This window comes from Dactylosporangium sp. CS-047395 (assembly GCF_050942185.1).
Classification (GTDB): Bacteria; Actinomycetota; Actinomycetes; order Mycobacteriales; family Micromonosporaceae; genus Dactylosporangium.
Map to the genome: position 1 here is coordinate 9,377,902 of NZ_CP192015.1, position 26,054 is coordinate 9,403,955.

Below are 26,054 nucleotides of genomic sequence, written 5' to 3' on the forward strand. Positions count from 1 at the left end.
CGCCGCTACGCGGCGGCGCTCAGCACCTCGAGCGCCGCCGCCAGGTCGGCTGGGTATTCACTGACGAAGGAGACGTACTCGCCGGCCCGCGGGTGGATGAAGCCCAGCTCGCGCGCGTGCAGCCATTGCCGCGACAGCCCCAGCCGGGCGCTCAGCGTCGGGTCGGCGCCGTAGGTCAGGTCGCCGACGCATGGGTGCCGCAGCGCCGAGAAGTGCACCCGGATCTGGTGCGTCCGCCCGGTCTCCAGCTTCACGTCGAGCAGGCTCGCGGCCGGGAACGCCTCGATCGTGTCGTAGTGCGTCACGCTCGGCCGGCCGCCGGAGACGACCGCGAACTTGTAGTCGTGGCTCGGGTGCCGGTCGATCGGCGCGTCGATGGTGCCGCGCAGCGGATCGGGGTGGCCCTGCACCACGGCGTGGTAGCGCTTCTCCACCTCGCGCTCCTTGAAGGCGCGCTTGAGCAGGCTGTACGCCATTTCGCTCTTGGCCACGACCATGAGCCCGGTGGTGCCGACGTCCAGCCGGTGCACCACGCCCTGCCGCTCGGCCGCGCCGCTCGTGGCGACGGTCTGGCCCATGGCCGCCAGCCCGCCGATCACCGTCGGGCCGGTCCAGCCGGGGCTCGGGTGGGCGGCCACGCCGACCGGCTTGTCGACCACGACGATGTCGTCGTCGCTGTAGACGATGGCCAGGCCGTCGACGGGGACCGCCTCGACCGTGACCTCGCCGGGCGGGGCCGGCAGCGTCACCTCGAGCCAGGCGCCCGCCTTGACCTTGTCGGACTTCGCGCGCACGACGCCGTCGACCGCGACGTCCCCGGCCTCGACCAGGTCCGCCGCGGTCGTGCGGCTCAGCCCGAACAGCCGGGTCAGCGCCTGGTCGAGCCGCGTGCCGTCGAGCCCGTCGGGCACCGGCAGGGAACGAACCTCACGCATCAAGCCGACGCATCTTTCTTGGCCCGGGTCCCGTCGCGGCGCCGGCCCATGAACTCCAGCAGGATCGCCAGCGCCACCCCGACGGTCAGGGCGGAGTCGGCGATGTTGAACACCGGGAAGTGCCCGCCGTGGTCGTCGAGGAAGCTGAACATGTCCACGACGTGGCCCTGGAACGGGCCGGGAGCCCGGAACAGCCGGTCGCCGAGGTTGCCGGCCGCGCCGCCCAGGACGAGGCCCAGCGCGACCGCCCAGGCGGCCGAGAAGGTGCCCTTGATCATCCAGAACAGCCAGCCGATGACGCCGATCGCGATCAACGGGAAGATCCACGTCTGGTCGCGCAGCATGCTGAACGCGGCCCCGCTGTTGCGCGTGTAGATCACGTAGATGAGGCCGCCGAGCAGCTTCACCGGCTCGCCGTGGGCGACGGTCGAGGTCGTCCACTGCTTCACGGCCACGTCGATCGCGATGATCGCCACGCCGACGAGGCCGAAGATGCCCCAGGCCCGCGTCCGCGCCCGGGGGTCGGGCGGCGGCGTGGGCCCGGCGGTGTCGTCCACCGGCTGGGTCCGGTCCTGGGTGGGCTCCTGAGTGGTCAGCGCCGCTCCTCCAACTGCTTGCAGGTGACGCAGAGCGTAGCGGACGGGAACGCGGCCAGGCGCTCCACGGGGATGGCGTTGCCGCACTTCTCACACCAGCCGTAGCCGCCCTCGTCGAGCCGCTCCAGGGCCCGCTCGACCTGCAGGACGCGATCGGCCAGGTTGTTGGCGATCGTGATCTCCTGCTCGCGCTCCCCGGTCTTGGTGCCGGTGTCGGCCTGGTCGTCGCCGGCGGAGTCGGTGAGCCGGTGCTGCTGCAGCTCGTGGATCTCCGTGAGGGTCTGGTCGTGCTCGGCCTTGAGCTCGTCGCGGCGCTCGATCAGCGCGGCGCGGATCTTCTCGGTCTCGGCTGCGGTGCGCGTGCCACGGGCGGGCTTCGCCGTAGCGGTCTTGGCCGCGGTGGTCTTCGGTTCTGCGGTCTTGGCCATCGTGGCTCCCTCGGCCGCACGGGCGGCGTTTGTGGTCGGCGCATTCTTGGTGCTGGTGGTGCGCGGGGCCTTCGCTGCGGCCGGCGCCGCCTTCGTCCCCCGGGACGATGTCCCGGCTTGCCGAGAGGTGGGTTTCTGTGCTGTTGTCACAGTGGCACCTCCCGTCACATCGGCGGCCTTACCCCGCCCGGCACCGCTCGCCGACGCGCCCTTCGGCACTGCATCAGCCCGCTCGGCCATGGCTCCCCCAGATGCAAAATGGGCGCGCGACGCGCGGTCGCGCACTCCAGTGGCTGGCAAGAATACGGAATGTACACGCGTCCGACAAACACGCCACACGCATTCCGACCAATTTGATCAGTTATTGGCGCCGATCATCGCCATGTTCGGCAAACCAGCGGGCCAGCCTTCCCCGCCTGCTCACGGCCCGCAGGCGTTGTTCCGCCGCGTCGCGCACCTGTTCGGTGGTGACGATCAGGAGGCTGTCGCGAGTTTTCAGGCGGGTCTCCGGCGCCGGCACGAACGCACCGCCATCGCGCAACACCAGCGTCACGACCGCACCGAGAGGCAATCGTAACTCGTCCACGTGCACGCCGTTGAGCTTCGAGCCGTCCGGCACCTCGACCTGCAACAAGTCCGCGCGCATGCGCTCCAGCGGGGCCGCCTCGACCTCCAGGTCGGTGGGTTCGGCGGGCGCGGTGACGCCCAGCCGGCGGGCCACCGGGGGCAGCGTCATCCCCTGCAGCGCCGTGTAGATCACGACGAGCACGAAGACCACGTTGAACAGGTCCTGCGCGCCGGGCAGGCCGGCCGAGAGCGGGATCGTGGCCAGGACGACCGGCACCGCCCCGCGCAGCCCGGCCCAGGACAGGAAGGCCTGGTCGCGCCAGCCGGGACCGGTGCTGGTGAGCAGGAACGGCGCGCTGGAGACCACGACCGACAGCGGCCGGGCCAGCAGCACCAGGACCAGGCCGACGACGAGCGCGGTGACCACCGCCCCGCCCAGCTGGCTCGGCGAGGCGAGCAGGCCCAGCAGCACGAACAGGCCGATCTGGGCGAGCCAGGCCAGGCCGTCGGCGAACCCGAGCATCGCCCGGCGGTGCGGCAGGCGGGCGTTGCCGAGCACGACGCCCGTGACGTACACGGCGAGAAATCCCGAAGCGTGGACAACCGATCCGGCGGAGTACGCCAGAACGGTCAGACCGATCGCGGCGAGCGGATAGAGCCCGGCGGAGGGCAGCGCGGCCCGGCGCAGGGCCCACGCCCCGCCGAACCCGGCCACCAGTCCGATGGCGGCCCCGGCGATCAGCTCGTAGCCGACCAGGCCGGCCTGCTGCCACCACGGACCCTGGTGGTCCAGCGACGAGGAGAGCAGCACGACGAGGATCACCACGGGCGCGTCGTTGATCCCGGACTCGGCCTCCAGCAGCGCCGCCAGCCGCGGCCGCACGGGCACCCGGCGCAGCGTGGAGAAGACCGCGGCCGCGTCGGTGGAGGAGAGCACGGCGCCGTACAGCAACGCCTGCTGCCACCCCACCCCCAGCGCGAAGTGCACCACGGCGCCGACCACGGCGACGCTCACCGCCACGCCGACGGTGGACAGCACCACCGCCGGGCCGATCACCGGGCGCAGCGTCGACCAGCGCGCGGTGAGCCCGCCCTCGGCGATGATCACCACGAGCGCGCAGATCCCGAGGGTGCGGGTCAGCTCGGCGTCGGTGAACTGGATGCCGAACCCGGCCTCGCCGAGCACCAGCCCGAGCATGAGGTACACGAGGAGGCTGGGCAGGCCCAGGCGGACCGAGAACCGGACCGCGCCGACGCACACCAGCAGCACGGCCGCGCCGACGAGCAGCGCGATGTTGAGCTCGTGGTTCAACGGCGCTCCGCCAGCAGGCCGGCGACCCGCGCCGCGAGATCGGCGGACGGGTCGGCCAGCTCGACCAGCTTGTCCCGGCTCGCCGCGCCCGCTTTGAGGCGAAGCGCCGAGGCGCGCACCCCGATGGCGGCGGCGAGGGCCTTCAGCGCGGCCTCGGTGGCCTGCCCGTCGACGGGGCGGGCGCCGACCGCGACCACCACGGCGGGCCCGTACGGCCCGGGGTGGCTCCCGCCGACCGCGGTGCGCGAGGCACCGGGCCGGACGCGGATCGCGATCGTAGGCATGCCTCATTGTGAGGGTTCACCCGATCGAGGTCGATCCTCCGCCTGGGTGCCTCCACTGTATGGGCACCTGGGCAGGCTTGATCACCCCGTTATGTCCTGAAGAACGGTGGGGGAGCTTCGCTCCACCCACACCCCCTCAACACCGCACCGGAGAGTCCAACCGGCATCTAACGGCGGGCGGCGATGAGGACGTCGTTGGGGGCGCAGACCGCACACGGGGTGAAGCCGAGCTCGACCGCCTCGTGCGCGGGCAGCGGCTCGTGCTCGCGGCCGAGGAGGTGGGGGCAGTTCGGCACGTGGTACCGCGGCCGGCCGTCGATCACCAGGACGTCGTCGTCGAGGGCGGCGACGCGGGCGAGGTCGGCGGCCGAGGAGTGCTGGATCGCCGGCTCGTCGGCCGGGTCCTCGTCGTCGTAGTCGTCATCGTCGTCATCGTCATCGTCATCGTCGGTGTAGTTCCCGGCCGGCGGGTGCTGGTCGAACTGGGCCGGGTACTCGTCGTAGCGCCCGCCGCTGTCGCCCTGCTGCGGGATCTCCGGCTCGTCGCGGATCGGCGCCATCATGGCGGTCTCGTCCGGGGCGGCCGGGCGCCCGCCGGTGGAGCCGCCGTACGTGGTGCCGGTGCGCGCCCCGGCCGCGACGGCCTGGCGCTCGGAGCGGCGGCCGTACTCCCCCGAGTGCTCCAGGTCCTCGCCGCCGAGCTCGTCGGCCCCGAGGTGCGAGGCGAACGGGTCGTAGCGCTCCGACGGCACCTGGCGTCCGGTGCGGGTGCGGGCCGAGCGCGCCGCCGCGGCCTGGCGACCACCGACGATCAGCGCGACGGCGGCCAGCAGGCTCGCTCCGATCGACGCCACCAGCAGGGCGTCCGACCCCTGGAGCAGTCCCAGCACGAGCAGGCCGACGGCTACCACGATCAGCAGCAGGCTTCCGACGATCACGGCCCTGTCCCTCCGCAAAGGCAATCCCGGGGCGAGTACCGATGGCATCTCCGGGCGAGTGTCTCTCAGCCGGTACAACGACCGAACTCGGCGGAAGTCTCCCAGAATGACCGGCGCCCCAGCCGAATTTCGACTGGGGCGCCGCGTGTCGCATTGACCGGCCGCGTGTCACATGCCGCCGGAGGGCTGCTCTTCACTCGTGTGGGTGCTGCTGTCGTCGTCGAGGAGCAACGGATGGTGCTGGGGTCAGCGACCCGCGCCCTCGTAGCCGCCCGCGAGGCCGGCCGTGGCCAGGCCGCCGCCGACCGCCGGACGCTGAGCGCCCTCGCCGCGCTGCGCCATCTCGGCCTCGAGGCTCTGCTCGCGACCGGTGAGGTCGCGCAGCTGGCTCTCCAGGTAGGCCTTGAGGCGGGTGCGGTACTCGCGCTCGAACTGCTTGAGCTCTTCGATGTGCTTCTGCAGCGCGGTGCGCTTCGCGTCCAGGCCGCCCATGGCCTCCTGGTGGCGCTGGCGGGCGTCGCGCTCGAGCGCGTCGGCCTTCGCCCGCGCGTCGCGGGTGACCTCCTCGGCCTTGGTGCGGGCCTCGGAGAGCAGCTTGTCGGCCTCGCGGCGCGCGTCGGACACGTGGTCGTCCGCGGTGCGCTGGGCCATCATGAGCACGCGCAGGGCCTGCTGCTCACCGTCACCGGTGCCGCCGCCGACCGCGCCACCCTGGGCGCGGAGCTGGTCGAGCTCCTGCTGCATGCTGCGGGCGGCCGACTCGGCCGACGACTTCTCCCGCTGGACGCGCTCGAACTGTGTCTTGAGGTCGGCGAGCTCGGAGGCCAGGCGGGGGTCGCCACCGGCACCGGGCGCCACGCGGGCGGGGCCGCCGCCGCGCTCGAGCTGCGCGCGCAGCTCGTTGTTCTCTTCGATCAGCCGGGCGAGCTCACGCTCGACCTCGTCGAGGAAGGCGTCGACCTCCTCCTCGTCGTAGCCCCGCTTGCCGATCGGGGGCTTCTTGAAGGCGACGTTGTGAACGTCGGCCGGGGTCAGCGGCATCGAAACTCCTCGGGTCAGTTGCGGCCGCGTGGCCGCCGAGCGGTGCGTGTCACGAGAACGCCGCGATCAGCCGCCCTAACACGACGTACATCAGCACGAACAGGATAACCAGCAGCACAAGCGAAGACAGGTCCACGGCCACGGTACCAATACGCAGCGGACGAATCACCCGCCTCAACGCTTTGAGCGGCGGATCGGTGACGCTCCACACCACTTCGAGCGCCGCCGCGGCCCCCCGGCCGGGTTGCCAGCGGCGTCCGAACTGCATGACGTAGCCCATCACAAAGCGTCCGAGGAGCGCCACCAGGAAGAGGTAGAGCAGCAGATGCACGATCTGCAAGGTGATGGACACCACGGCCGTTGTCGTCCTCGCATCAGCTCTGGTTGAAGAATCCGCCCTCGGCGATCTTAGCTTTGTCCTCGGCGGTGACCTGGACATTTGCCGGTGAGAGCAGGAAGACGCGGTTGGTCACCCGCTCGAAGTTACCACGCAGGCCGAACACGAGTCCGGCCGCGAAGTCGACCAAACGTTTGGCGTCCGCCTCATCCATTTCGGTGAGGTTCATGATCACCGGCACACCGTCGCGGAAGTGCTCACCGATCGTGCGGGCCTCGTTGTACGTGGTCGGGTGCAGCGTGGTGATCGCGTAACGGCGGTCGTCGCTCTCCTCGTCCACCTGCGGGCGCTCGCGGACCGAGTTGGTGGGAGCAAGTGCGAGATTGTCGCGCGTCGGGTAGCTGACCGACGTGGTCGGGCGCGTGATCGAGCGGACGGTGCTCGTGCGGCTCGCGGCGCTCGACTCCATCCGGTCGGCGGCCGAGAGGCGCTCGGACGTGGCGAGCCGGTCCGAGGCCGACAGGCGCTCGGAGGTCGACAGCCGCTCGGAGGTCGTGCGGGAGCGCGGCGCCGGCACCTCGTCGACCTCGTCCTCGTCGTCGAGAAGGTCGTCGCCATACCGGTAATGACGATCGTCGTACCCACGATCGTCCTCGTCCTCGACGAGACCGAGCCAGACGCCCGCCCTGCGCAGAGCACCCATACGCGCTCCTCCGTCCACCGCCATGCGGCACTTCCCCCCGTTGTCGGTGCCACCGATCACGTTGTGCGACACCGCCCCGCCGGCGCAGAACCACACCCGTGTAGTTTTCCGTTCCCGCGGGCCAGGCTACCCCAGCGGAGTGCGTTTTCCGAGCAATGCACTGCCGACACGAACGTGTGTCGAGCCGTGCAGAATCGCGGATTCGAGATCGTCGCTCATACCCGCGGAAATCCAGTCCGCCGCACCGTCCGTACCGGAAAAACGCTGACGAATGCGCGACGCGATCGCCGCCAGCCGGGCGAATGCCTCGTCCGGCTCCCAGCCCAGCGGCGCGACCGCCATGACCCCGCGCAGCGCGAGGGCGGGACTGGCCGCGATCGCCTCGGCGACCTTCTCGACCTGTCCCGTGAGCGCCCCGCCGCGGTGCTCGTCGTCGTCCAGGCTGACCTGCACGAGCGCGCCGAGCGGGGCGGCCCGCTCGGTCTTGACCACCGCGTCGGCCAGGGCATCGACCAGGCGCAGGCTGTCCACGGAGTGCACCGCCTCGGCGTAGCCGGCCACCGAGCGGGCCTTGTTGCGCTGCAGCTGCCCGACGAAGTGCCAGTGCACGCCGGGCACGGCGGCGGCCTTGGGGGCCGCCTCCTGGTCCCGATTCTCGCCGACCTCGGTCACGCCCAGCTCGGCCAGGCGGGCCACATCCTCGGCCGGGTAGGTCTTCGTCACGGCCACCAGGGTGACCGATTCCGGCTCGCGTCCGGCGGCGTGGCAGGCCGCCGCGATCCGCTCCCGCACCGAGGCGAGATTGGCCGCGATCTGCTCCGTCCGCGCGTCCACGAAAAACCCCCTGAATACGGCGAATGGGTAGGCCGCGCCTGCGACCTACCCAATTCAACCAGAGGTCAAGCCGTGATCCACACGGCATTCTCCGCCAGCCGGCGGCAGGCCTCACGCACCGTTTTTCAAGAAGTCCGGCACGTCGACATCGTCGAAGAGCACCCGCCGCGGCGGCGGCGGGGCCTGGCGCTCCTGCGGGGCCGGCTCCTTGGGCTGGCTGTGCTGCGGCCCGTGCGACGTGCGCGGAGCCCGCGCCTCGACCGGGCGGTACGCCGGGGCGCCCCCGTCGAAGCCCGCCGCGATGACCGTGACGCGCACCTCGTCGCCGAGCGCGTCGTCGATGACCGCGCCGAAGATGATGTTCGCGTCCGGGTGGGCGGCGTCGGTGACCAGCTGGGCCGCGTCGTTGATCTCGAACAGGCCGAGGTCCGAGCCGCCGGCGATGGACAGCAGCACGCCCCGCGCGCCGTCCATGCTCTGCTCGAGCAGCGGGCTGGAGATCGCCGACTCGGCCGCCTCGACCGCGCGGTTGTCGCCGCGGGCGCTGCCGATGCCCATGAGCGCACTCCCCGCGCCGCTCATGACGCTCTTGACGTCGGCGAAGTCGAGGTTGATCAGGCCGGGCGTGGTGATCAGGTCGGTGATGCCCTGCACACCGGAGAGCAGCACCTGGTCGGCCTGGCGGAACGCGTCCATCATGCTGATGCCGCGGTCGCCGAGGGCCAGCAGCCGGTCGTTGGGGATCACGATGAGCGTGTCGCACTGGTTGCGCAGCTCCTCGATGCCCGCCTCGGCCTGCACCTGGCGGCGCTTGCCCTCGAACGAGAACGGCCGGGTGACCACGCCGATGGTCAGAGCGCCGAGCTTGCGCGCGATGTTGGCCACGACGGGCGCACCCCCCGTGCCCGTCCCACCGCCCTCGCCACAGGTGACGAAGACCATGTCGGCGCCCTTGAGCACCTCTTCGATCTCGTCCCGGTGGTCCTCGGCCGCGTTCTTGCCGACGTCCGGGTTGGCGCCGGCACCGAGGCCGCGGGTCAGTTCGCGGCCGACGTCGAGCTTGACGTCGGCGTCGCTCATCAGCAGGGCCTGGGCGTCGGTGTTGATCGCGATGAACTCGACGCCCTTGAGGCCAACCTCGATCATGCGATTGACGGCATTGACCCCGCCGCCGCCGATGCCGACGACCTTGATGACCGCGAGATAGTTGTGCGGATGAGTCATCGGACCACCTTTCCTTCCGAGGTTGACCAGCGCCGGTCCGGTTGATGACGACGGCGTCGGCCAAATGCGAATCGCACGAGGATGAGGCCCGCAAACCCTCAACCTCTACTAGAGGCTTATAGTTATGTCAACTAATGCCTTATCGCAAGGTAAGGGCCCGACTGTCGTGATCCAAGGACCGTCCTCGGCGTGTCGGAGCTAATCGCCCACGACGCCGTCGACGCATTCCCTAACGGCGTCGAGGTGCCCGTTGTGACGGGCGGTCTCCTCGATCATGTGCAGAAGCACCCAGCGGACCGACACGACGCTGCCGTGGCGCCGGCCGGCACACAGCGCATCCGGGACGAGGCCGGCCACGAGGCGGCGGGAGACGTCGCACTGGGCGCGGTACGCCGCGAGGGCCTCCGCCAGCCCCTCGCCCGGCCGCCGGCGCCACTCCAGGTCGGGGTCCGCCGCCGTCCAGTGCTCCGGCACCTCGAGCCCGGCCACGACCCGCTCGAACCACATGGACTCGACCGCGGTCAGGTGCTGCACCAGCCCGCCGATCGTGGTCAGCGGCGAGGCGGGCAGCGGCGCGCGCCACGCGTCGGCCTCCGCCACCCCGGCGCACTTCTGGTGCACGGTCTCGCGGTGGAAGTCCAGCCACGCGGCGAGCAGGGCGGACTCGTCCCCCGTGTAGGGCACCTCGGCTCGGGTCACTTCTCCAGCACCACGCCGGGTGCGCTCACGTCGAGGGTCCGGCCCGGCTCGATGGTGGCGCGCTCCAGGACCCGGACCTTGGCCGCGTTCTGCGTGGCGTCGCCCCAGATCACGGTCCGGTCGCCGGTCAGCTCCAGCCGCAGCCGCGTCGGGGACTCGGCGACCAGGGCGACCATCTGCACCCGCACCGCCGGGGACAGCGCGGCCAGGACGGTCAGCGCGCTCTCGGTGGTCTCGTCGCCGGGTTCGGGCTGGGCCACCCGGACCGTCGGCAGGCCCGGCGGCGCGGCGTCGACCGGCAGGAACGCCACGCCCTCCGCGTCGAGCAGTGTGAAGCCGCCGACCTTGGGCACGACCGCGACGGCGGTGCGCTCGCGCACGGCGATGGTGAGGGTGTGTGGGTACCGCGTCTGCACGCTCACCGTCCGCGCCGGCTTGAGCGCGGCCATCACCCGCCGCTCGATCGCCGGCGGATCGAGGCGCGGCAGCGGGGTGCCCGCGGGCACGGCGGCGGCCGCCCGCACCGCCGCCGGGTCGAGCACCGACACGCCCGCGACCTCGACGTGCTCGACGCCGAGGGCGGGCGTGAGGTACACGATCGCCGCCGCCCCGCCCAGCAGCGCGGCCAGGCCGAGCGCGATCAGCCAGGGCAGGGCCGCGCGGAGGCGGTGCCGCCGGGCCGCCTGCGCGAAGAGCCGCACCGAGCGCGGCGCATCGCGGGGCGCCAGCACGAGCCGCCATCCGCGCGTCTGGGTCACCGGCGATCAGCCTCGCTCAGTCGTCGGCCCGCGAGTGCCGGCCCACGTACTCGTCGCTGTCGCCGCCGCCCTTGAGCGCGGCCAGCAGCTCGTCGCCCATCAGCGAGATCGGCGGCGCGCCCATGGTCACGACCACGTCGCCCTCGCGGACCCGGGCCACGACCTCGCCGGGGACGTCGTCCCAGGAGGGCACGAACACCTTGCGCTCCTCGGGCAGGTCGATCGCGGCAGTGAGGGCCACGCCGCCCTCCCCCGGCTCGCGGACCTCGCCGGGCCCGAAGACCTCCATGATCACGGCCTCGTCGGCCAGGGACAGCCCGGCGGCGATCTCGGCCTGGAAGTCGCGGGTGCGGTAGACGCGATAGGGCTGGAACACCACCACGAGCCGGCCCTCGCCCGCCACCTCGCGCAACGTGCGCAGGGCGGCGGCGATCGGGACCGGGTGGTACGCGTACTCGTCGTAGACCCGCACGCCCGCCTCGGCGCCCTTGAACTCGAAGCGCCGCCGCACCCCCGGGAACGTCGCCAGGCTCTCGATCGCGGTCTCGGCCGGCACCCCCAGCCGCAGCGCGGCCAGGATCGCCCCGGCCGAGTTGAGGCCCAGGTGGGCGCCCGGCACCGGCAGGAACACCTCGCCCAGCGGCACGCCGTCGTGGTGGGCCACGTACCGCACCCCGTGCACGGACGAGCGGACCTCGCTGATGCGCAGGTCGGCGTCGGGCGCGGTGCCGTAGGTGACGACGTCGGCGCCGGCCGCGCGGGCCCGCACCGCCATCCGCATCGCCCCGGCGTCGTCGGCGCAGGTGACCACGAAGCCGCCCGGCTCCACCTTGCCGCAGAACTCGACGAACGCGTCCTCGAGGCCCTGCAGGTCGCCGTACGTGTTGAGGTGGTCGGCGTCGATGTTGGTGACCAGCGCGACGTGCGGGCTGTAGAGCAGGAAGGACCGGTCGCTCTCGTCCGCCTCGGCCACGAACAGCTCGCCGCTGCCGTGGTGGGCGCTGGAGCCGATCGCCGAGATCTCGCCGCCGATCACGAACGACGGGTCGAGCCCGGCGTGCTGCAGGATCAGCGTGAGCATCGAGGTGGTGGTGGTTTTGCCGTGGGTACCGGCCACCGCGATCGCCCGCCGCCCGGTCATGGTCGCGGCGAGGGCCTCGGAGCGGTGCAGCAGGCGCAGGCCCCGCTCGCGCGCGGTGGCGAGCTCGATGTGGTCCTGCGGGATGGCGGTGGAGTAGACGACCGTGTCCACGCCGTCGAGGTTGGACGCCTCGTGGGTGCGGTAGATCGTGCCGCCGAGGGCCTTGAGGGCGGCCAGGTGGGGCCACTCCTTCAGCTCGCTGCCCGAGGTCGGGATGCCGCGGGTGAGCAGCAGGCGGGCCAGCCCGCTCATGCCCACCCCGCCGACCCCGACGAGGTGGACCTTGCCCAGCTCCTCGGCCGTCAGGTTGTTGCTCATGCTCCGACCACTCCCAACAGGTACCGACGAAGGGCCTCGTCGCCGTCCCGGCGCCCGTATCCGGCCGCCGCCTGGCTCATCGCGGCGAGCCGGCGGCCGTCGCGGACGAGCGGGACGATCTGCTGCGCGATCAGCTCGGACGTCAGGTCGCCGTCCTCGACGATCATGCCCCCGCCGGCCTCGACCACCGGCAGCGCGTTGCGCCGCTGCTCGCCGTTGCCCCACGGCAGCGGCACGTAAACCGCCGGCATGCCGATCGCCGCGGTCTCGGCGCAGGTCATCGCGCCGCCCCGGCACAGGGCCAGGTCGGCCGCGGCGTAGCCGAGCTCCATCTCGGAGAGGAACTTGATCCGCACGTAGGGCGCGGCCAGCCCGGCCGGGACGTCGAAGTCCTCGTTGCGGGCGCCGACGATGTGCAGCACCTGCACACCGGCCGAGGTGATCGCCTTGGCCGCGCCGGCCACCGCGTTGTTGATCGAGCGGGCACCGGAGGAGGCGCCGAACACGAACAGCGTCGGCAGGTTCGGGTCGAGGCCGAAGTAGCGCCGGGCCTCGGCGCGGCGGGCGAAGCGGTCCAGGGTGGCGATGCTCTGCCGCAGCGGCACGCCCACGACCGGCGCGTCGGCGACGGCGGGCATCTGCTGGGCCTGGTGGGGGAAGCCGAGCACGATGTTCTTGGTGAAGCGCATGCCCATCTTGTTGGCCACGCCGATCGGCACGTTGACCTCGTGGATCACGGTGGGCGTGTGCCGCCGCCAGGCGGCCAGGTAGGCCGGGACCGAGACGTACCCGCCGAAACCGACCACGGCGTCGGCGTTGACCTCGTCGAGGATCGCGCGGGTGGCCCGAGCCGCCTTCCACATCCGGTCCGGGGTGCGCACCAGGTTCAGGTTCACCGAGCGCGGCAGTTGGTACGCCGGGACGTGGCGCAGATCGTAGCCGCGCGGCGGGATGAGGTCGTTCTCCATCCCGCTCGGCGACCCGATGCACGTGATGCGGACGTCGGGGTCGTGCCTGCGCAGGCAGTCGGCGAAGGCGAGCAGCGGGTAGATGTGCCCGCCCGTGCCTCCGCCGGCCAGCACCACCGAGCGCAGCGCTGCCATCAGGTGCTCCTTCCGCGGGGCGGCACCGTGAGGGTGGGCCGGCCCGTCGTGCGTGTCGAGGGGTCCGTGCCGTCGTCCTCCTCGCGGACGCGCGGAAGCGGCGGCAACGGCGCCCAGAGTAGTCGCACCCATTTCCGCGGCGGACGCGCGTGCATGGCTCGCGCGCTGTCCGGCTCGGCCCGGGCGGCGGAGGTGAGGATGCCGGCCGCACCCAGCGCGACCACGAGCGCGCTGCCGCCGTCGGAGATGAACGGCAGGGGAAGACCGGTGATCGGCATCAGGCCGACGACGCCGCCGATGTTGATGATCGCCTGGCCGACGAACCAGATCGTGATCGCCGCGGCGACCAGCCGGCGGAAGGGGTCCTCGACCCGGCGGGCGATGCGCAGCCCGGTGTAGGTGAGCATGCCGAACAGCAGCAGCACCACCATGCAGCCGACCACGCCGAGCTCCTCGGCGATGATGGCGAAGATGAAGTCGTTGTGGGCGTTGGGCAGCCGGCCCCACTTGAGCTGGCCCTGGCCCAGCCCGACGCCGAACCAGCCGCCGTCGGAGACCGCCCACAGGCCGCGCAGGTACTGGTACCGCCCGTTCTTGGCGTCCGGGTCGATGCTCGGGTCGAAGAAGACCTTGAGCCGGTCGAGCCGGTAGTCCTTGTTGGCCGGCAGCAGGATCAGCGCGACCACGCCGGCCAGGAAGAACGTGCCGAGCCAGGCGAAGACCGGCAGCCGGGCCCCGGCCGCCCACAGCAGCCCGGTGAACAGCACCACCATGCAGATCATCGAGCCCAGGTCGTTGTAGCCGACCATGAGCAGCAGCACGATGGTGACCGGGAACAGCGGCATGAGCAGCTCGCGCCAGGTCGTGATGGTGCGGCCCTTGCGCACCAGCAGGTCGGCGCCCCAGATCACCAGCGCGATCTTGGCCAGCTCGGCCGGCTGCAGCTGGAACCCGCCGACGTGCAGCCACAGGTCCTCGACCCAGATCGGGCCGAGGTGCACCGGCTCCACCTCCGCGCCGGCCGGCGTGCGGCGGGCCGCCACCCAGCCCATCAGGTCGACGAAGGCCATCAGCACGAACGCCGCGACCAGCGACGGGATCGCGACGGCCCGGAAGGTCCGCACCGGCAGCCGCTGGCAGACCCAGAAGGCGACCAGCCCGACCACCGCCGAGATCGTCTGCTTGGCGATCGACGTGAACGGGCTGCCCGTGGCCGCGTAGCTGCCGACGCTGGTCACCGAGAAGACCATGACCAGGCCGATGAAGACGAGCAGGCCGACGCTGGACAGCAGCAGGTAGTACGACGCGAGCGGGCGGTCCAGCAGGCCCCGCAGGGACCCCACCAGATTGCCGAGCCACCCGCCGTCGTTCGGAACTTCCTCCCCGTCGCTCCTCATGGCGCCCATCATTCCGGCTGCCCCGGGTCAGCCGGGTATCGACGCGCCGGTCAGGACGTTCCGCTCATGACTCGCAAAAAGTCGGCGGCGAAGAGGCCCAGGGAGGCCGCCACGCCGAGTCCGGCAATGATCCAGAACCGGACCACGATGTTGACCTCGCTCCATCCGGCCAGCTCGAAGTGGTGCTGAAGCGGGACCATCCGGAAGATGCGTTTGCCGGTCGTGCGGTACGAGCCGATCTGCATGACCCACGTCACCACGATGATCACGAAGAGCAGGCCCAGCAGCGGCAGCAGCAGGACGGTCTTGGTGGCCACCGCGAGACCCGCGATGAGCGAGCCGAGGGCCATCGAGCCGGTGTCGCCCATGAAGATCCGGGCCGGCGACGTGTTCCACCACAGGAAGCCGACCAGCGCGCCGACGGCGGCCCCGGCGATCAGCGCCATCTCCAGCGGGTCGCGCACGTCGTAGCAGTAGCCGGCCTTGTACGACGGGTCGGCGCACCAGTGCCGGTACTGCCAGAACGCGATCGCCATGTAACTGATGAGCACGAGGATCGAGGTGCCGGTGGCGAGGCCGTCGAGGCCGTCGGTCAGGTTGACCGCGTTGGACATCGACATGACCACGAACACGAAGAAGACGACGGCACCGATCTTGGTGATGTTCAGCCAGTCGATGTCGTGCACCCACGACAGCTTCGGGCTGCCCACCGTGCGCACGACCTGGCGCCCGGCCTGCTCGGCCGGCACGTAGAGGGCGATCGCGCCGAAGATGGCCCCGATCAGCGCCTGGCCGATGAGCTTGCCGCGCTTGTTGAGCCCGTCGCTGTTGCGCTTGGAGACCTTGAGGTAGTCGTCGAGGAAGCCCAGCAGGCCGGTGAAGACGAACAGCCCGAGCAGGACCACGGCGGTGGCGGTCGGCCCGGCCGGGCGCAGCTGCGCGTCGGGCAGCGTGGTGAGGGCGATGTGCCCGCCGGTGTAGGCGACCAGCGTGGCGAAGATGAACACCACGCCGCCCATGGTGGGCGTGCCCTTCTTGCCGAGGTGGGTCTGCGGGCCCTCGGTGCGGATGGGCTGGTCGGCCTTCAGGCGGGTGAAGTACCGGATCGCGATCGGCGTGCCGAACAGCGAGATGAGAAACGCGACGAAGGCCGCGACGAACACGGCCCTCACTTGCGGAAATCTTCCGTACGCAGGGCGTCGACGACGTCCCAGGTGCGGTATCGGGATCCCTTGACCAGGACCACGTCGCGTGGAAGCAGCTCGGCGCGCAGCAGCGCGACGGCGGCCTCCTGATCGGTCACGAGCACCGAGTCTCCTCCCCAACTCGCCACGGCGGCCGCTCCGGTCAGGATCGGCGCGGCCTGCTCGCTGACGGCCACGAGACGGTCGACGCCGAGTTCCGCGGCGAGACGACCGACCTCCTCGTGTCCGGCTCGCTCGTACCCGCCGAGCTCGGCCATGAAGCCCAGCACGGCGATCTTCCGCCGCCCGCCGGCCACCGCGACGAGCGCGCGCAGCGCCGCCGCCATGGACGCCGGATTGGCGTTGAACGAGTCGTCGATGACCGTGACATCGTCGGCACGGTCGAAGACATCCATCCTTCGGGTCGACAAACCACCGGGATCGCCGAGTCCGGCCGCGATCGCCTCCGGGCCGAGGCCCGCGAGGTTCGCGACGGCCGCGGCGAGCAGCGCGTTGCCGACGGAGTGCCGGCCCGCGACGCCGAGGCGGACGGGAACGGGCGCGGCACCGGGAACGTGCAGGGTGAAGCCGAACCGGCCGCGGTCCAGGGCTTCGACGCCGGTGGCCCGGACCTGCGCGTCGGCGGCCTCGCCGGCCAGCACCACGCGGGCGGAGGTGCGGGCGGCCATGGCGCGCACGCGCTCGTCGTCGGCGTTGAGCACCGCGACCCCGCCCGGCCCCAGGGCCTCGACGAGCTCGCCCTTGGCCTGCGCGATGCCCTCGACCGAGCCGAACTCGGCGATGTGCGCGACGCCCACGTTGAGCACGACGGACACGTCGGGAGGAGCGATCTCGCAGAGGTACCGCAGGTGCCCGACCCCCCGCGCCCCCATCTCCAGCACCAGGAAGCGGGTGTCCGGGCCGGCCTTGAGCACCGTGTACGGCGTGCCGAGCTCGTTGTTCTCCGACCCGGCGGTCGCCACGGTCGGGCCGTGCGCCTCCAGCAGCCGGGCCACGAGGTCCTTGGTGCTGGTCTTGCCGGAGGAGCCGGTCAGCGCGACGACGGTGAGGTCGCCGTCCGCGTGCAGCCGGTCGAGGACCGCCCGGGCCAGCAGCCCGAGGGCGTGGCGGGGGTCGTCGACCACGATGGTGGGCACGCCCTCGACGGCCCGGCTGCCGAGGACCCCGGCGGCGCCGTCGGCCATGGCCTTGGGTGCGAACTCGTGGGCGTCGACCTTCGCGCCCGCGAACGCCACGAACAGGCTGCCCGGGCCGACCTTGCGCGAGTCGTACTCCACGCCGCCCGACACCACCGCGTCCGCGCCGCCGCCGTGCAGGTCGCCGCCGACGATCGCGGCGATCTCGGCCAGCGTCAGGGCGATCATGAGGCCGCCTCCGCCAGCGCCGCGGCCAGCTCCACCCGGTCGTCGAACGGCAGCACCTCGCCGCCCACCTCCTGGCCCGTCTCGTGGCCCTTGCCCAGCAGCGCGATCACGTCGCCCGGCTTGGCCAGCCCGACGGCGTGGGCGATGGCCGCGCGCCGCCCGTCGATCTCGACCACCGCGCCCGGTGCGGCCGAACCGACCTCCCGCGCGCCGGCCAGGACCTCGGCCCGGATCGCGGCCGGGTCCTCGGTGCGCGGGTTGTCGTCGGTGACGATCACCAGGTCGGCGCCCTCGGCGGCGGCCCGGCCCATCAGCGGGCGCTTGCCGCGGTCGCGGTCGCCGCCCGCCCCGACCACGCAGATCACCCGGCCGCCGCGGGCGGCGGCCAGGGTGCGCAGGGCCTTGAGCACCTCGACCATGGCGTCGGGCTTGTGCGCGTAGTCCACGACGCCGACCACCTCGCCGGGGGCCTCGACGCGCTCCATCCGGCCGGGCGAGCCGGGCGCGGCGGCCACGGCCCGGGCGGCCACGTCCAGGTCCACGCCGACGGCGACGCACGAGGCGATGGCCAGCAGCGCGTTGGCGACGTTGTGCCGGCCCGGCAGCTGTACCCCGGACCGCGCGGTCCGCCCCCGCCAGTGCACGTCGAACGTCTGGCCGTAGCCGTCGACGGTCACGTTCGAGGCGCCGAAGTCCGCGAGATCATGCTCAACGGAATAGGTCCAGGAGGCCGGTTTGCGCAGTCGCATTACCGACTCGTCGTCGAAGTTGAGGATCTCCACCGCGGCGCGGCCGTCGAACAGCCGCGCCTTGGCCGCGAAGTAGTCCTCCACCGTCGGGTGGAAGTCGAGGTGGTCGAGGCCGAAGTTGGTGTAGCCGGCGGCGGCGAAGCGGACCCCGCCGACCCGGCCGACCTCCAGGGCGTGGCTGGAGACCTCCATCGCCACCGACTGCACACCGCGCTCGAGCGCCGCGGCGAACAGCGCGTGCAGGTCGGTCGCCTCGGGGGTGGTGCGGATGCTCTTGACGGTCAGGTCGCCGAGCCGGGTCTCGACCGTGCCGATGAGCCCGGTGACCTGCCCGGCGGCGCGCAGCCCGGCCTCGATGAGGTACGTCGTCGAGGTCTTGCCCGCGGTACCGGTGATGCCGATCGTGGTGAGGCGGCGGGTCGGCTCGCCGTAGACCTTCGAGGCGACGTCGCCGAGCACGTCGCGGGGCTTGTCGACCACGATGAACGGCACGCCGGCATCGGCGCGCACCCCGGCCGGGTCGGTGAGCACGGCGACCGCGCCGCGCTGGAGGGCCTCGGGGATGAACTGGGCCCCGTGCACGCGCGCGCCGGGCAGTGCCGCATAGAGATCACCCGGCTGTACCGCCGAGCTACTGTGGGTCACCCCCGTGACCGCGACGTCGTCAGCGCCGCCGCCGAGCTCACCGCTGAGCTCGCCGACTTGTACTGGGCGGACATTCCGCGGACGGGGATAGCCGGGCACGGGGTCAGACCCTACCCGCCCGGCCCCGCGGCCCCGGAGCCGGTGTCACGGGTAGATCGTGAGCTTCGGCGGCTCGGTGCCGGTCGGTGTCACCCCGAAGCTGGACAGGGTGAGCGCCATCATCTCCTTGAACGCGGGGGCGGCCACCGAGCCGCCGGCGCCGGTGGGGACGTGGGCGGTCACCGCGACCACGTAGCGGGGCGCCTCGGCCGGGGCCATCCCGATGAACGACACCACGTCGCCCTTGGCGTACCCGCCGGCGTCGGGCAGCTGCGACGTGCCCGTCTTGCCGGCGATGCGGTAGCCGGGGATGGCCGCCTGCTTGCCGGTGGCGTCGTCGAGCGTGGTCACGCCCTCGAGCATGACCCGCAGCTCCTGCGCCACCTTCGGGTCCAGCACCTGGCGGGTCTGCTGGGCGGCGGGCTTGGTCGTGGTGCCGTCGGGCCCGATGATCTTCTTGACCAGGGTCGGCTGGACGTAGCGGCCGTCGTTGGCGATCGTGCCGTACACCGCGGCCATCTGCATCGCGGTCGTGGCCACGCCGTTGCCGATCGGGATCGAGCCCGGGCTGGTGCCCTTCCACTGGTCCGGGGGCAGCAGCTGGCCGGGCGACTCGTTGGGCAGCCCGACGCCGGTGCGCGCACCGAGCCCGAACTTCTTCTGGTACTCGTACAACTTGTCCTTGCCCAGCTGGTCCGCGACCGCGATGGTGCCGACGTTGGAGGACAGCGCCAGGATGCCCGGAATGGTCATCGGCGTGCCGTCCTTCTGCGGCGGGTGATCCGTGTAGTTCACCCCGCCCTTGTTCACCTTCGAGTTCACCGTCACCGCCGTGGTGGGGCTGATGATCCCCTCCTGCAGCGCGGCGCCCATGACGATCACCTTGTGGATCGAGCCGGGGTCGAAGACGGTCGCCGTGCACTGGTCCTTGAGCAGGGCCGGGTCGACGCTGCCGGGGTCGGTGGCGGCGAAGGACGGGTAGCTCGCCATCGCCATCACCTCCATCGTGTGGGCGTCGAGCACGATGGCGCTGGCGAAGTCGGCGTTGAGCGGCTTCATCCGCTCGGCCAGGGCGCTCTGCACCGAGTACTGCAGGTCCTGGTCGATGGTGAGCTCGACCGAGCTGCCGGGGCGGGCGGGGTTGAGCTCTTCGTAGCCGTACGGCAGCGGCTTGTCCAGGTCGCCCTCGCCGTGCTCGTAGACGTGCAGCCCGTCGACGCCGCGCAGCACCGAGTCGTACTGCTTCTCGATGCCCATCTGCCCGGACAGGTCGGGCCGGGAGGTGAAGCCGATGATGTTGGAGGCGAGGTCGTAGCCCGGGATCTCGCGGCGCTCGTCCCGGTCGACCTTGAGCGCGCCGAAGTGCAGCGCCTCGATCCGGTCGCCGTCGGCCACGTCGATCTGGTGCACGAGGTACTCGAAGCGCACGTTGGTCTTGCCGTCCGCCGCCTTGTGCGGGGTCATCTTGCGCACCAGGTCGGAGCGCGGGACGCCGTACTTGTCGAGGATCGCGAAGAGCTTGTCGGCGAGCGCCTCGGGGTCCTTGACCGCCATCGGGTCGACCGCGACGTAGCGGGTCTCGACCGAGTGCACGAGGATCTTGCCGTTGCGGTCCAGGATGGAGCCGCGCGAGGCGGGCAGCACGGCGCGCACGAGGCGGTCCTTGAGCCCCTCGGCGGCGTACGCGCTCGCGTCGGTCAGCTGCAGCTGGACCAGCCGCCCGCCGATCGCGGCGAACATCACCAGCGCCAGCACGGTGGCCAGGCGCAGGCGGCGGCGCGGCTCGGCGAGCTTGGGCAGGCCCGGACGGCGCTTCAGCCGCGGTACCGCGACCCGGCTCTGCTTCTTGCGCACCGGCGCCCGCTTCGGCGCCTTCCGCGGTGGCTGCACCTTCCTGGCGGGCGGGACGGTCCGCCGCGGCCGCAGCGGCTCCTCCTCGTCGGCCGGAGCCCGGCCCGGAGCGTTGCCCGGAGTCTTTCCCGGAGTCTTGACCGGAGCCTGGGTGGCCACCGGGCGGCGGCCGGCCCGGCGCGGCTGCTCGCTGCGCCCGCCCTGGATGACCTCGAGGGCCGGGCGGAACGGGTCCTTGCGCCCGCCCGCGTCGACCGAGGCGTCGCGGACCGTGCGACCGCGCGGGGTGTACCGCTTCGCCTCGGACATGGTCCCGCGCAGCGGCGGCTCCGGCGGCTCAGAGGACCCAGAGGACCCACCGCCCGTATGGGAACGGGCGGAGGCACCGGCACCCCCCGCGCCGGCGCGACCGCCCGTTCGCTGCCGGCCGGCGGCACTCCCGCGCTCGGTGGTCTCCCGGCGCCCGGCGCCCCCGCGCCGCTCGCCGCCCCGCCGATCAGGAGTGTCGCCAGCCATGTCCTGACTTCCTCTTCGTCCGCTATGCAGAGTTCCCTGCCCAGGGGAGCTCCGCTCCACCCGGACCCCCTCGAAGCCGAAGCCCCTGTCTACTTGCTAGGCCCAGGCATCTCGAGCTTGGTCCCGTCCGGCAGCACCAGGAACGCCGGCGTGCGCGACGGCACGAGTCCCAGCTGCTTCGCCCGCGACGCGAGCGTCACCGGCGACTCCTTGTTGGCCAGATCGCTGCGCAGCCGTTCCTCGTCGCGGTCGAGGCCCGCCTGCTTGGTCTTCAACGCGTCGAGCTTGAACGCGTTCTCGGCGATCCGGGTGTTGAGCACCAGGATGCCCACCACGCCGGAGAGCACCAGCACGAGCACCAGCGCCACGAAGGGCGCCCGCGGCGCACTGACCGGTGCCGGCGGCGCCGCCCGCAGCCTCTCGGCCGGCGGCGTCCGTCCCTCGTTCGCGGGCTGGCTGCCCGCCGGGAGTACCACCATCTCGTTCGTGGTCTCGTGCTCCGGCTGCAGTGCCGTCGCACCGTCGGTCCGGTGGTCCTGTCGCGGCTCCGTGGTCCGGCCCCCCGACCGCGGCACGCCCCGCTGACTCCTACTCTGCCGATCACTCGGCAGTGTCGTCACGTTCATCACACCTCCCCCAAGGTATTTCGCGCCCGATCCCCAGACGGATCCGGGCGTTGCTTGCGTTCCACCGCGCGGAGTCGCACCGACGCCGCGCGCGGGTTGGCCGCCGTTTCGGCCGCACCGGGGAGCTCGGCCCCCCGGGTGAGCGCCCGCAGCTCCGGTTCGCTGCCGGGCGGCTCGAATGGCAGCTCGACCGGTGCGGTCGAGCGGGTCCGCCCGGCGATCGCCTGCTTGATCAGGCGGTCCTCGAGCGAGTGGTACGACAGCACGACCAGCCGGCCCCCGGGCCGCAGCGCGTCGAGCGCCGCGGGGATCGCCCGCTCGAGGACCGCGAGCTCGCGGTTGACCTCGATGCGCAGCGCCTGGAAGGTGCGTTTGGCCGGATGCCCGCCGGTGCGCCGGGCGGGCGCGGGAATGGCGTCACGGACCAGCTCGGCAAGGCGGGCCGAGCTCGTCAGCGGCGTCTTCTCCCGTTCCCGGACGATGAACGCGGCGATGCGGGAGGCGAACTTCTCCTCCCCGTACACGCGCAGGACCCGGGCCAGCTCGCCGTGGCTGTAGGTGTTGAGCACCTCGGCCGCGGTGGAGCCGGTGGTCTGATCCATGCGCATGTCCAGCGGTGCGTCCTGGGCGTAGGCGAACCCCCGCCCGGCCTCGTCGAGCTGCATCGACGACACGCCCAGGTCGAACAGTCCGGCGTCGATCCGCTCGTCGCCGAGGACCTCGGGCAGCTCGTCGTAGACGGCGTGCACGAGGCGGATCCGGTCGGCGAACGGCGCCAGCCGCTCCCCCGCCAGGCGCAGGGCCTGCGGGTCACGGTCCAGGCCCAGCAGCCGGGCCTGCGGATGTGTGGTGAGCACGGCCTCGGCGTGTCCGCCGAGGCCGAGGGTGGCGTCGAGGTACAGGGCGCCCGGCCGGGTGAGCGCGGGGGCCATCAGCTCGAGGCAGCGCTCGAGCAGCACGGGCACGTGAACGTCCCGCTCCCCCATCGTCGACCCCCTGCCGGCGGCGGGTTCGCGGCCCGCCGTGGTGTTGCCTTGCCGCTCGAACGTGCCCAGTTGCGCGAGCGCCGTACCGCCAGCTCCCCATCCGCCCCTCCGCCCTGGCGCCGGGGAAGTGGCGTCAGGACCTCGGATAACGCTGAGCGGCTGGAGAGCTGCCGGTACGGCGGCCTCAAAGTCGGTAACTGCAGTTGGACCTCACAGCCCTCCCGGCAGCACCCCCTCCTCGATCCCCGCGAAGTCCTCTTCGCTGTCGGCGAGGTACGTGTCCCACGCCTGCCGGTCCCAGATCTCCACCCGGGTGCTCGCCCCGATCACGACGAGGTCGCGGTCCAGCCCGGCATACTCGCGGAGATGCTGCGGGATGGTGACCCGGCCCTGGCGGTCGGGAACCTCGTCGTGGGCGCTGGCGAAGAACACCCGGCTGTAGGCACGGGCCGCCTTGTTCGTCATCGGTGTGGCGCGAAGCTGCTCGGCGATCCGGGCGAACTCGGCGCCGGGAAACACGTACAGACAGCGCTCCTGCCCCTTGGTGATCACGACACCTCCCGCCAGTTCGTCCCGAAACTTGGCCGGCAGGATCAACCGGCCCTTTTCGTCCAGGCGAGGAGTGTGGGTGCCCAGAAACACGGAGCATCCACCCCCTCCTACCGCGAACGGTCCCCCCGGGGCCGGCCGAGCCCCCCGGCTCCGCCATCGCGCTCCACTGTACTCCACTTCCCTCCACCGTCAACGGAAAACCGCCCGATCCAGCCGGTGGCGCCGTGAAGAATTCCCACGTCAAACCGGGTGGGGCCGGGTGGAGGAGCCCGGGCGTGCCCGATCGGCGGAGGGCGTTCCCCCTGCTCAAGAATCCGGACATAACGCCCGCTAGGGCGGACATCCCCGCACGCTCGGCGCGTCCGGGGGCCGCGGTGGAGCGAAGTGGGGGGACTTCGGGGATGGTTGTGGAGTGCGGTGGTCCGATTGGGGCGGTCGACTGATCCAGGTAGGGTCAGCGGCATCCCCGGACACCGTGGAAGCGAGATGACGGACAACAAGCTGCCGATGCGGGCCAAGCTCGCCACCTCACTGTCGCGCGGTGCCGCCGCGCTGTCACGCGCCACCGGGCGAGGAGACGGATCGGTCATCGGTGGCCGCATCGGCCTCATGGTCGACCCGAACCTGCTCGCCGAACTCGCCGCCGGACGGCAGATCGCGCTGATCTCCGGAACCAACGGCAAGACGACCACCACCCGGCTGACCGCCGCGGCGATGGGCGTGCTGGGCGACGTGGCCACCAACAGCCTGGGCGCGAACATGCCGACCGGGCACACGTCGGCGCTGGCCAAGGCCGGCGCCACCCCCTACGCGGTGCTCGAGGTCGACGAGCACTACCTCAAGCAGGTGCTCGACCAGACCAACCCGAAGGTCGTCGCGCTGCTCAACCTGAGCCGCGACCAGCTCGACCGGGCCAAGGAGGTCGCCATGATGGCGGCCCTGTGGCGCGACGCGCTGCCCGGCCGGGGCCTGCACATCGTGGCCAACGCCGACGACCCGATGGTCGTCTGGGCCGCGAACAAGGCCGTCGCCGAGGGCACCCCGGTCACCTGGGTCGCCGCCGGCCAGCGCTTCCACGACGACTCCTGGGTGTGCCCGGAGTGCGGCGCCTCCATCGAGCGCTCCGGCGAGCAGTGGGCGTGCGTCCAGGGGAACCTGAGCCGGCCCGTGCCGCACTGGACGGTCAGCGGGGACGGCGTGGTCGACAACACCGGGACCTACCATCAGATCACCCTGCAGCTGCCGGGCCGGGTGAACCGCGCGAACGCCGCGACCGCCCTGGCCGTCGCCGCGCACTTCGGGGCCCCACCGGCCAAGGCGGTGCCGGAGCTGGCCAAGGTCGCCTCGGTGGCCGGGCGCTACGCCACCGTGCAGCGCGACGGGCGGATCATCCGGCTGCTGCTGGCCAAGAACCCGGCCGGCTGGCTGGAGTCCTTCGACATGGCCGAGGACGTCCCGACGCTGCTGTCCATCAACGCCCGGGACCCCGACGGGCTCGACACGTCCTGGCTGTACGACGTCGACTTCTCCCCGCTGCGCGGGCGCCGCGTGCTCATCACCGGCGACCGGGCGATGGACCTGGCGGTGCGGCTGGAGGTCAACGAGGTGCGGTTCGAGCACGTGCGCTCGTTCGGCCAGGCGCTCTCGCTGGTGCCGCCGGGCCGGCTCGAGGTCATCGCCAACTACACCGCCTTCCAGGACATCCGAGCGGAGCTGGACCGTGTCAACTGAGTCGCACCTGCGCCTGATCTGGCTGTACCCCGACCTGCTGTCCACCTACGGCGACCGCGGCAACCTGCTGATCCTGGCCCGCCGCGCCGACCTGCGGGGACTTCCGGTCGAGTGCGCTGAGGTGCGCGCCGACCACCCGGTCCCCAGCGACGGCGACGTGTACCTCATCGGCGGCGGCGAGGACGGCCCGCAGGCCCTGGCCGCCCAGCGCCTCATCTCCGACGGCGGCCTGCACCGGGCCGTGGAGCGGGGCGCGACGGTGTTCGCGGTCTGCGCCGGCTACCAGCTCATGGGCCACTCGTTCTTCGCCAAGGGCGCGAAATACCCCGGCCTCGGCCTGCTCGACATCGACTCGAACCGGGGCGAGACCCGGGCCGTGGGCGAACTGGCCGGCGAGATGCACCCGGCCCTGGGCCTGCCCACCCTGACCGGCTTCGAGAACCACGGCGGCCGCACCCAGCTCGGCCCCGGCGTGAAGCCCCTCGCCAAGGTGACCACCGGAATCGGCAACGACGGCCAGTCCGAGGGCGCCTGGAACGGCCGGATCCTCGGCACGTACTCGCACGGCCCGGCCCTGGCCCGCAACCCCGCGATCGCCGACCTGCTGCTGCGCTGGGCGACCGGGGCCAACATGGAGCCGATCGACGACCGCTGGCCGACGGCCCTGCGCACCGAGCGGCTGTCCGCGGTCACCAAGTAGTTCACGGGAACCGGGCGCCTGAGGCGCCCGGTCTTCCTGCTCGTCAGCCGAGGTGGTCGCCCGGAGCCGTCTGCAGCAGCCAGGCGAGCGGCATCTTGGCGTACTCCTCGTATTCGCCGTCCGAGCCGAGGCGGTTGAGCCCGGCCGTCAGCGCGGCGTCCCGGTTGATGACCCAGTAGTGGGCGATGCCGGCGGCCGCGTACTCACGCCGCTTGGTCACCTCGTCCATCGCCTCGGCTCGCGATCGTCGCATGCTCCGAATCGGGGAGCGGCATGACCGAGAGAACCGCATCAGGGCTGGTCTCGTACCGGTGGCCATTGCCATCGGCGGCGTTCATCGCCGCCAAGTCGTCGAGCGTGATGACGGCAGGCATGTGCATCCCCACGGCCTCGGCGTTCACGGCGAACATGGTAT

Annotated in this window: 26 protein-coding genes and 1 pseudogene; 2 read left to right on the forward strand and 25 right to left on the reverse strand. The window is 72.0% G+C overall.

Features of this window, described 5'->3' with window-relative positions:
• Positions 1 to 5: 5 nt before the first annotated feature.
• From ACQP00_RS43860 to mraZ, 23 genes and pseudogenes are all read right to left on the reverse strand, one after another.
• Positions 6 to 935: an RluA family pseudouridine synthase gene (locus tag ACQP00_RS43860; protein ID WP_433208756.1), complete on the reverse strand. Its 930-nt coding sequence runs from the start codon at positions 933 to 935 to the stop codon at positions 6 to 8.
• Positions 935 to 1,492, reverse strand: a complete 558-nt coding sequence (lspA, locus tag ACQP00_RS43865; RefSeq protein ID WP_433208758.1) for a signal peptidase II — start codon at positions 1,490 to 1,492, stop codon at positions 935 to 937. The genes ACQP00_RS43860 and lspA overlap by 1 nt, the downstream gene beginning before the upstream one ends.
• A gap of 35 nt (positions 1,493 to 1,527) precedes the next feature.
• Positions 1,528 to 1,959, reverse strand: a complete 432-nt coding sequence (locus ACQP00_RS43870) for a TraR/DksA family transcriptional regulator (protein WP_433208760.1) — start codon at positions 1,957 to 1,959, stop codon at positions 1,528 to 1,530.
• A 361-nt stretch (positions 1,960 to 2,320) separates the two neighbouring features.
• Positions 2,321 to 3,838, reverse strand: a complete 1,518-nt coding sequence (locus ACQP00_RS43875) for a potassium/proton antiporter (protein WP_433208763.1) — start codon at positions 3,836 to 3,838, stop codon at positions 2,321 to 2,323.
• A complete protein-coding gene (locus ACQP00_RS43880; RefSeq protein ID WP_433208766.1) occupies positions 3,835 to 4,122 on the reverse strand; it encodes a DUF167 domain-containing protein in 288 nt (95 codons plus the stop codon). The genes ACQP00_RS43875 and ACQP00_RS43880 overlap by 4 nt, the downstream gene beginning before the upstream one ends.
• A 167-nt stretch (positions 4,123 to 4,289) precedes the next feature.
• The gene (locus ACQP00_RS43885) at positions 4,290 to 5,060 is read right to left on the reverse strand and encodes a hypothetical protein (RefSeq protein WP_433208768.1); all 771 of its coding nucleotides are present in this window, start codon (positions 5,058 to 5,060) and stop codon (positions 4,290 to 4,292) included.
• 246 nt (positions 5,061 to 5,306) lie between these two features.
• The gene (locus tag ACQP00_RS43890) at positions 5,307 to 6,101 is read right to left on the reverse strand and encodes a DivIVA domain-containing protein (protein ID WP_433208771.1); all 795 of its coding nucleotides are present in this window, start codon (positions 6,099 to 6,101) and stop codon (positions 5,307 to 5,309) included.
• A gap of 49 nt (positions 6,102 to 6,150) precedes the next feature.
• Positions 6,151 to 6,456, reverse strand: a complete 306-nt coding sequence (locus tag ACQP00_RS43895) for a YggT family protein (RefSeq protein WP_223096957.1) — start codon at positions 6,454 to 6,456, stop codon at positions 6,151 to 6,153.
• 19 nt (positions 6,457 to 6,475) lie between these two features.
• Positions 6,476 to 7,141 carry a cell division protein SepF gene (locus tag ACQP00_RS43900; protein ID WP_433208774.1) on the reverse strand — a complete coding sequence of 222 codons (666 nt, stop codon included), beginning with the start codon at positions 7,139 to 7,141 and terminating at the stop codon, positions 6,476 to 6,478.
• Between the two features lie 126 nt (positions 7,142 to 7,267).
• The gene (locus tag ACQP00_RS43905) at positions 7,268 to 7,975 is read right to left on the reverse strand and encodes a YggS family pyridoxal phosphate-dependent enzyme (protein ID WP_433208776.1); all 708 of its coding nucleotides are present in this window, start codon (positions 7,973 to 7,975) and stop codon (positions 7,268 to 7,270) included.
• A 111-nt stretch (positions 7,976 to 8,086) separates the two neighbouring features.
• A complete protein-coding gene (ftsZ, locus tag ACQP00_RS43910; protein WP_433049432.1) occupies positions 8,087 to 9,199 on the reverse strand; it encodes a cell division protein FtsZ in 1,113 nt (370 codons plus the stop codon).
• 198 nt (positions 9,200 to 9,397) lie between these two features.
• The gene (locus ACQP00_RS43915; protein ID WP_433208778.1) at positions 9,398 to 9,898 is read right to left on the reverse strand and encodes a DinB family protein; all 501 of its coding nucleotides are present in this window, start codon (positions 9,896 to 9,898) and stop codon (positions 9,398 to 9,400) included.
• On the reverse strand, positions 9,895 to 10,656 hold the full coding sequence (locus ACQP00_RS43920) for a cell division protein FtsQ/DivIB (protein ID WP_433208781.1): 762 nt from the start codon (positions 10,654 to 10,656) through the stop codon (positions 9,895 to 9,897). The genes ACQP00_RS43915 and ACQP00_RS43920 overlap by 4 nt, the downstream gene beginning before the upstream one ends.
• 16 nt (positions 10,657 to 10,672) lie before the next feature.
• Positions 10,673 to 12,115, reverse strand: a complete 1,443-nt coding sequence (gene murC, locus ACQP00_RS43925) for a UDP-N-acetylmuramate--L-alanine ligase (protein WP_433208784.1) — start codon at positions 12,113 to 12,115, stop codon at positions 10,673 to 10,675.
• Positions 12,112 to 13,218, reverse strand: coding sequence for an undecaprenyldiphospho-muramoylpentapeptide beta-N-acetylglucosaminyltransferase (murG, locus tag ACQP00_RS43930; protein WP_433208787.1), 1,107 nt, complete (start codon positions 13,216 to 13,218; stop codon positions 12,112 to 12,114). The genes murC and murG overlap by 4 nt, the downstream gene beginning before the upstream one ends.
• Positions 13,218 to 14,615, reverse strand: a complete 1,398-nt coding sequence (locus tag ACQP00_RS43935; protein WP_433208790.1) for an FtsW/RodA/SpoVE family cell cycle protein — start codon at positions 14,613 to 14,615, stop codon at positions 13,218 to 13,220. The genes murG and ACQP00_RS43935 overlap by 1 nt, the downstream gene beginning before the upstream one ends.
• A gap of 50 nt (positions 14,616 to 14,665) precedes the next feature.
• Positions 14,666 to 15,787: a phospho-N-acetylmuramoyl-pentapeptide-transferase gene (gene mraY, locus ACQP00_RS43940; RefSeq protein WP_433049450.1), complete on the reverse strand. Its 1,122-nt coding sequence runs from the start codon at positions 15,785 to 15,787 to the stop codon at positions 14,666 to 14,668.
• Positions 15,784 to 17,184 carry a UDP-N-acetylmuramoyl-tripeptide--D-alanyl-D-alanine ligase gene (locus ACQP00_RS43945; RefSeq protein ID WP_433208793.1) on the reverse strand — a complete coding sequence of 467 codons (1,401 nt, stop codon included), beginning with the start codon at positions 17,182 to 17,184 and terminating at the stop codon, positions 15,784 to 15,786. The genes mraY and ACQP00_RS43945 overlap by 4 nt, the downstream gene beginning before the upstream one ends.
• Positions 17,181 to 18,677, reverse strand: a complete 1,497-nt coding sequence (locus ACQP00_RS43950; protein WP_433208796.1) for a UDP-N-acetylmuramoyl-L-alanyl-D-glutamate--2,6-diaminopimelate ligase — start codon at positions 18,675 to 18,677, stop codon at positions 17,181 to 17,183. Before ACQP00_RS43950 ends, ACQP00_RS43945 begins: the two co-directional genes overlap by 4 nt.
• A 45-nt stretch (positions 18,678 to 18,722) precedes the next feature.
• On the reverse strand, positions 18,723 to 20,837 hold the full coding sequence (locus tag ACQP00_RS43955; RefSeq protein WP_433208799.1) for a penicillin-binding transpeptidase domain-containing protein: 2,115 nt from the start codon (positions 20,835 to 20,837) through the stop codon (positions 18,723 to 18,725).
• Between the two features lie 296 nt (positions 20,838 to 21,133).
• Complete coding sequence (locus ACQP00_RS43960; protein ID WP_433208802.1) at positions 21,134 to 21,619, reverse strand: hypothetical protein; 486 nt, start codon at positions 21,617 to 21,619, stop codon at positions 21,134 to 21,136.
• Positions 21,620 to 21,684: 65 nt separating this feature from the next.
• A pseudogene (gene rsmH, locus ACQP00_RS43965) lies at positions 21,685 to 22,656 on the reverse strand (16S rRNA (cytosine(1402)-N(4))-methyltransferase RsmH); the annotation flags it as partial.
• A 210-nt stretch (positions 22,657 to 22,866) separates the two neighbouring features.
• The gene (gene mraZ, locus ACQP00_RS43970) at positions 22,867 to 23,298 is read right to left on the reverse strand and encodes a division/cell wall cluster transcriptional repressor MraZ (protein WP_433208805.1); all 432 of its coding nucleotides are present in this window, start codon (positions 23,296 to 23,298) and stop codon (positions 22,867 to 22,869) included.
• Positions 23,299 to 23,694: 396 nt separating this feature from the next.
• On the opposite strand from mraZ, the gene ACQP00_RS43975 reads away from it, so the two are divergent.
• Positions 23,695 to 24,939, forward strand: coding sequence for a MurT ligase domain-containing protein (locus tag ACQP00_RS43975; protein ID WP_433208808.1), 1,245 nt, complete (start codon positions 23,695 to 23,697; stop codon positions 24,937 to 24,939).
• Positions 24,929 to 25,639 (forward strand): type 1 glutamine amidotransferase, encoded by a 711-nt coding sequence (locus ACQP00_RS43980; protein ID WP_433208811.1) that lies wholly within the window; start codon positions 24,929 to 24,931, stop codon positions 25,637 to 25,639. Before ACQP00_RS43975 ends, ACQP00_RS43980 begins: the two co-directional genes overlap by 11 nt.
• 43 nt (positions 25,640 to 25,682) lie before the next feature.
• Here ACQP00_RS43980 and ACQP00_RS43985 read toward each other — a convergent pair whose 3' ends face one another.
• Together ACQP00_RS43985 and ACQP00_RS43990 are read right to left on the reverse strand one after the other, a co-directional pair.
• Complete coding sequence (locus ACQP00_RS43985) at positions 25,683 to 25,892, reverse strand: hypothetical protein (protein ID WP_433208814.1); 210 nt, start codon at positions 25,890 to 25,892, stop codon at positions 25,683 to 25,685.
• Positions 25,843 to 26,040 carry a hypothetical protein gene (locus tag ACQP00_RS43990; RefSeq protein ID WP_433208817.1) on the reverse strand — a complete coding sequence of 66 codons (198 nt, stop codon included), beginning with the start codon at positions 26,038 to 26,040 and terminating at the stop codon, positions 25,843 to 25,845. Before ACQP00_RS43990 ends, ACQP00_RS43985 begins: the two co-directional genes overlap by 50 nt.
• Positions 26,041 to 26,054 lie beyond the last annotated feature (14 nt).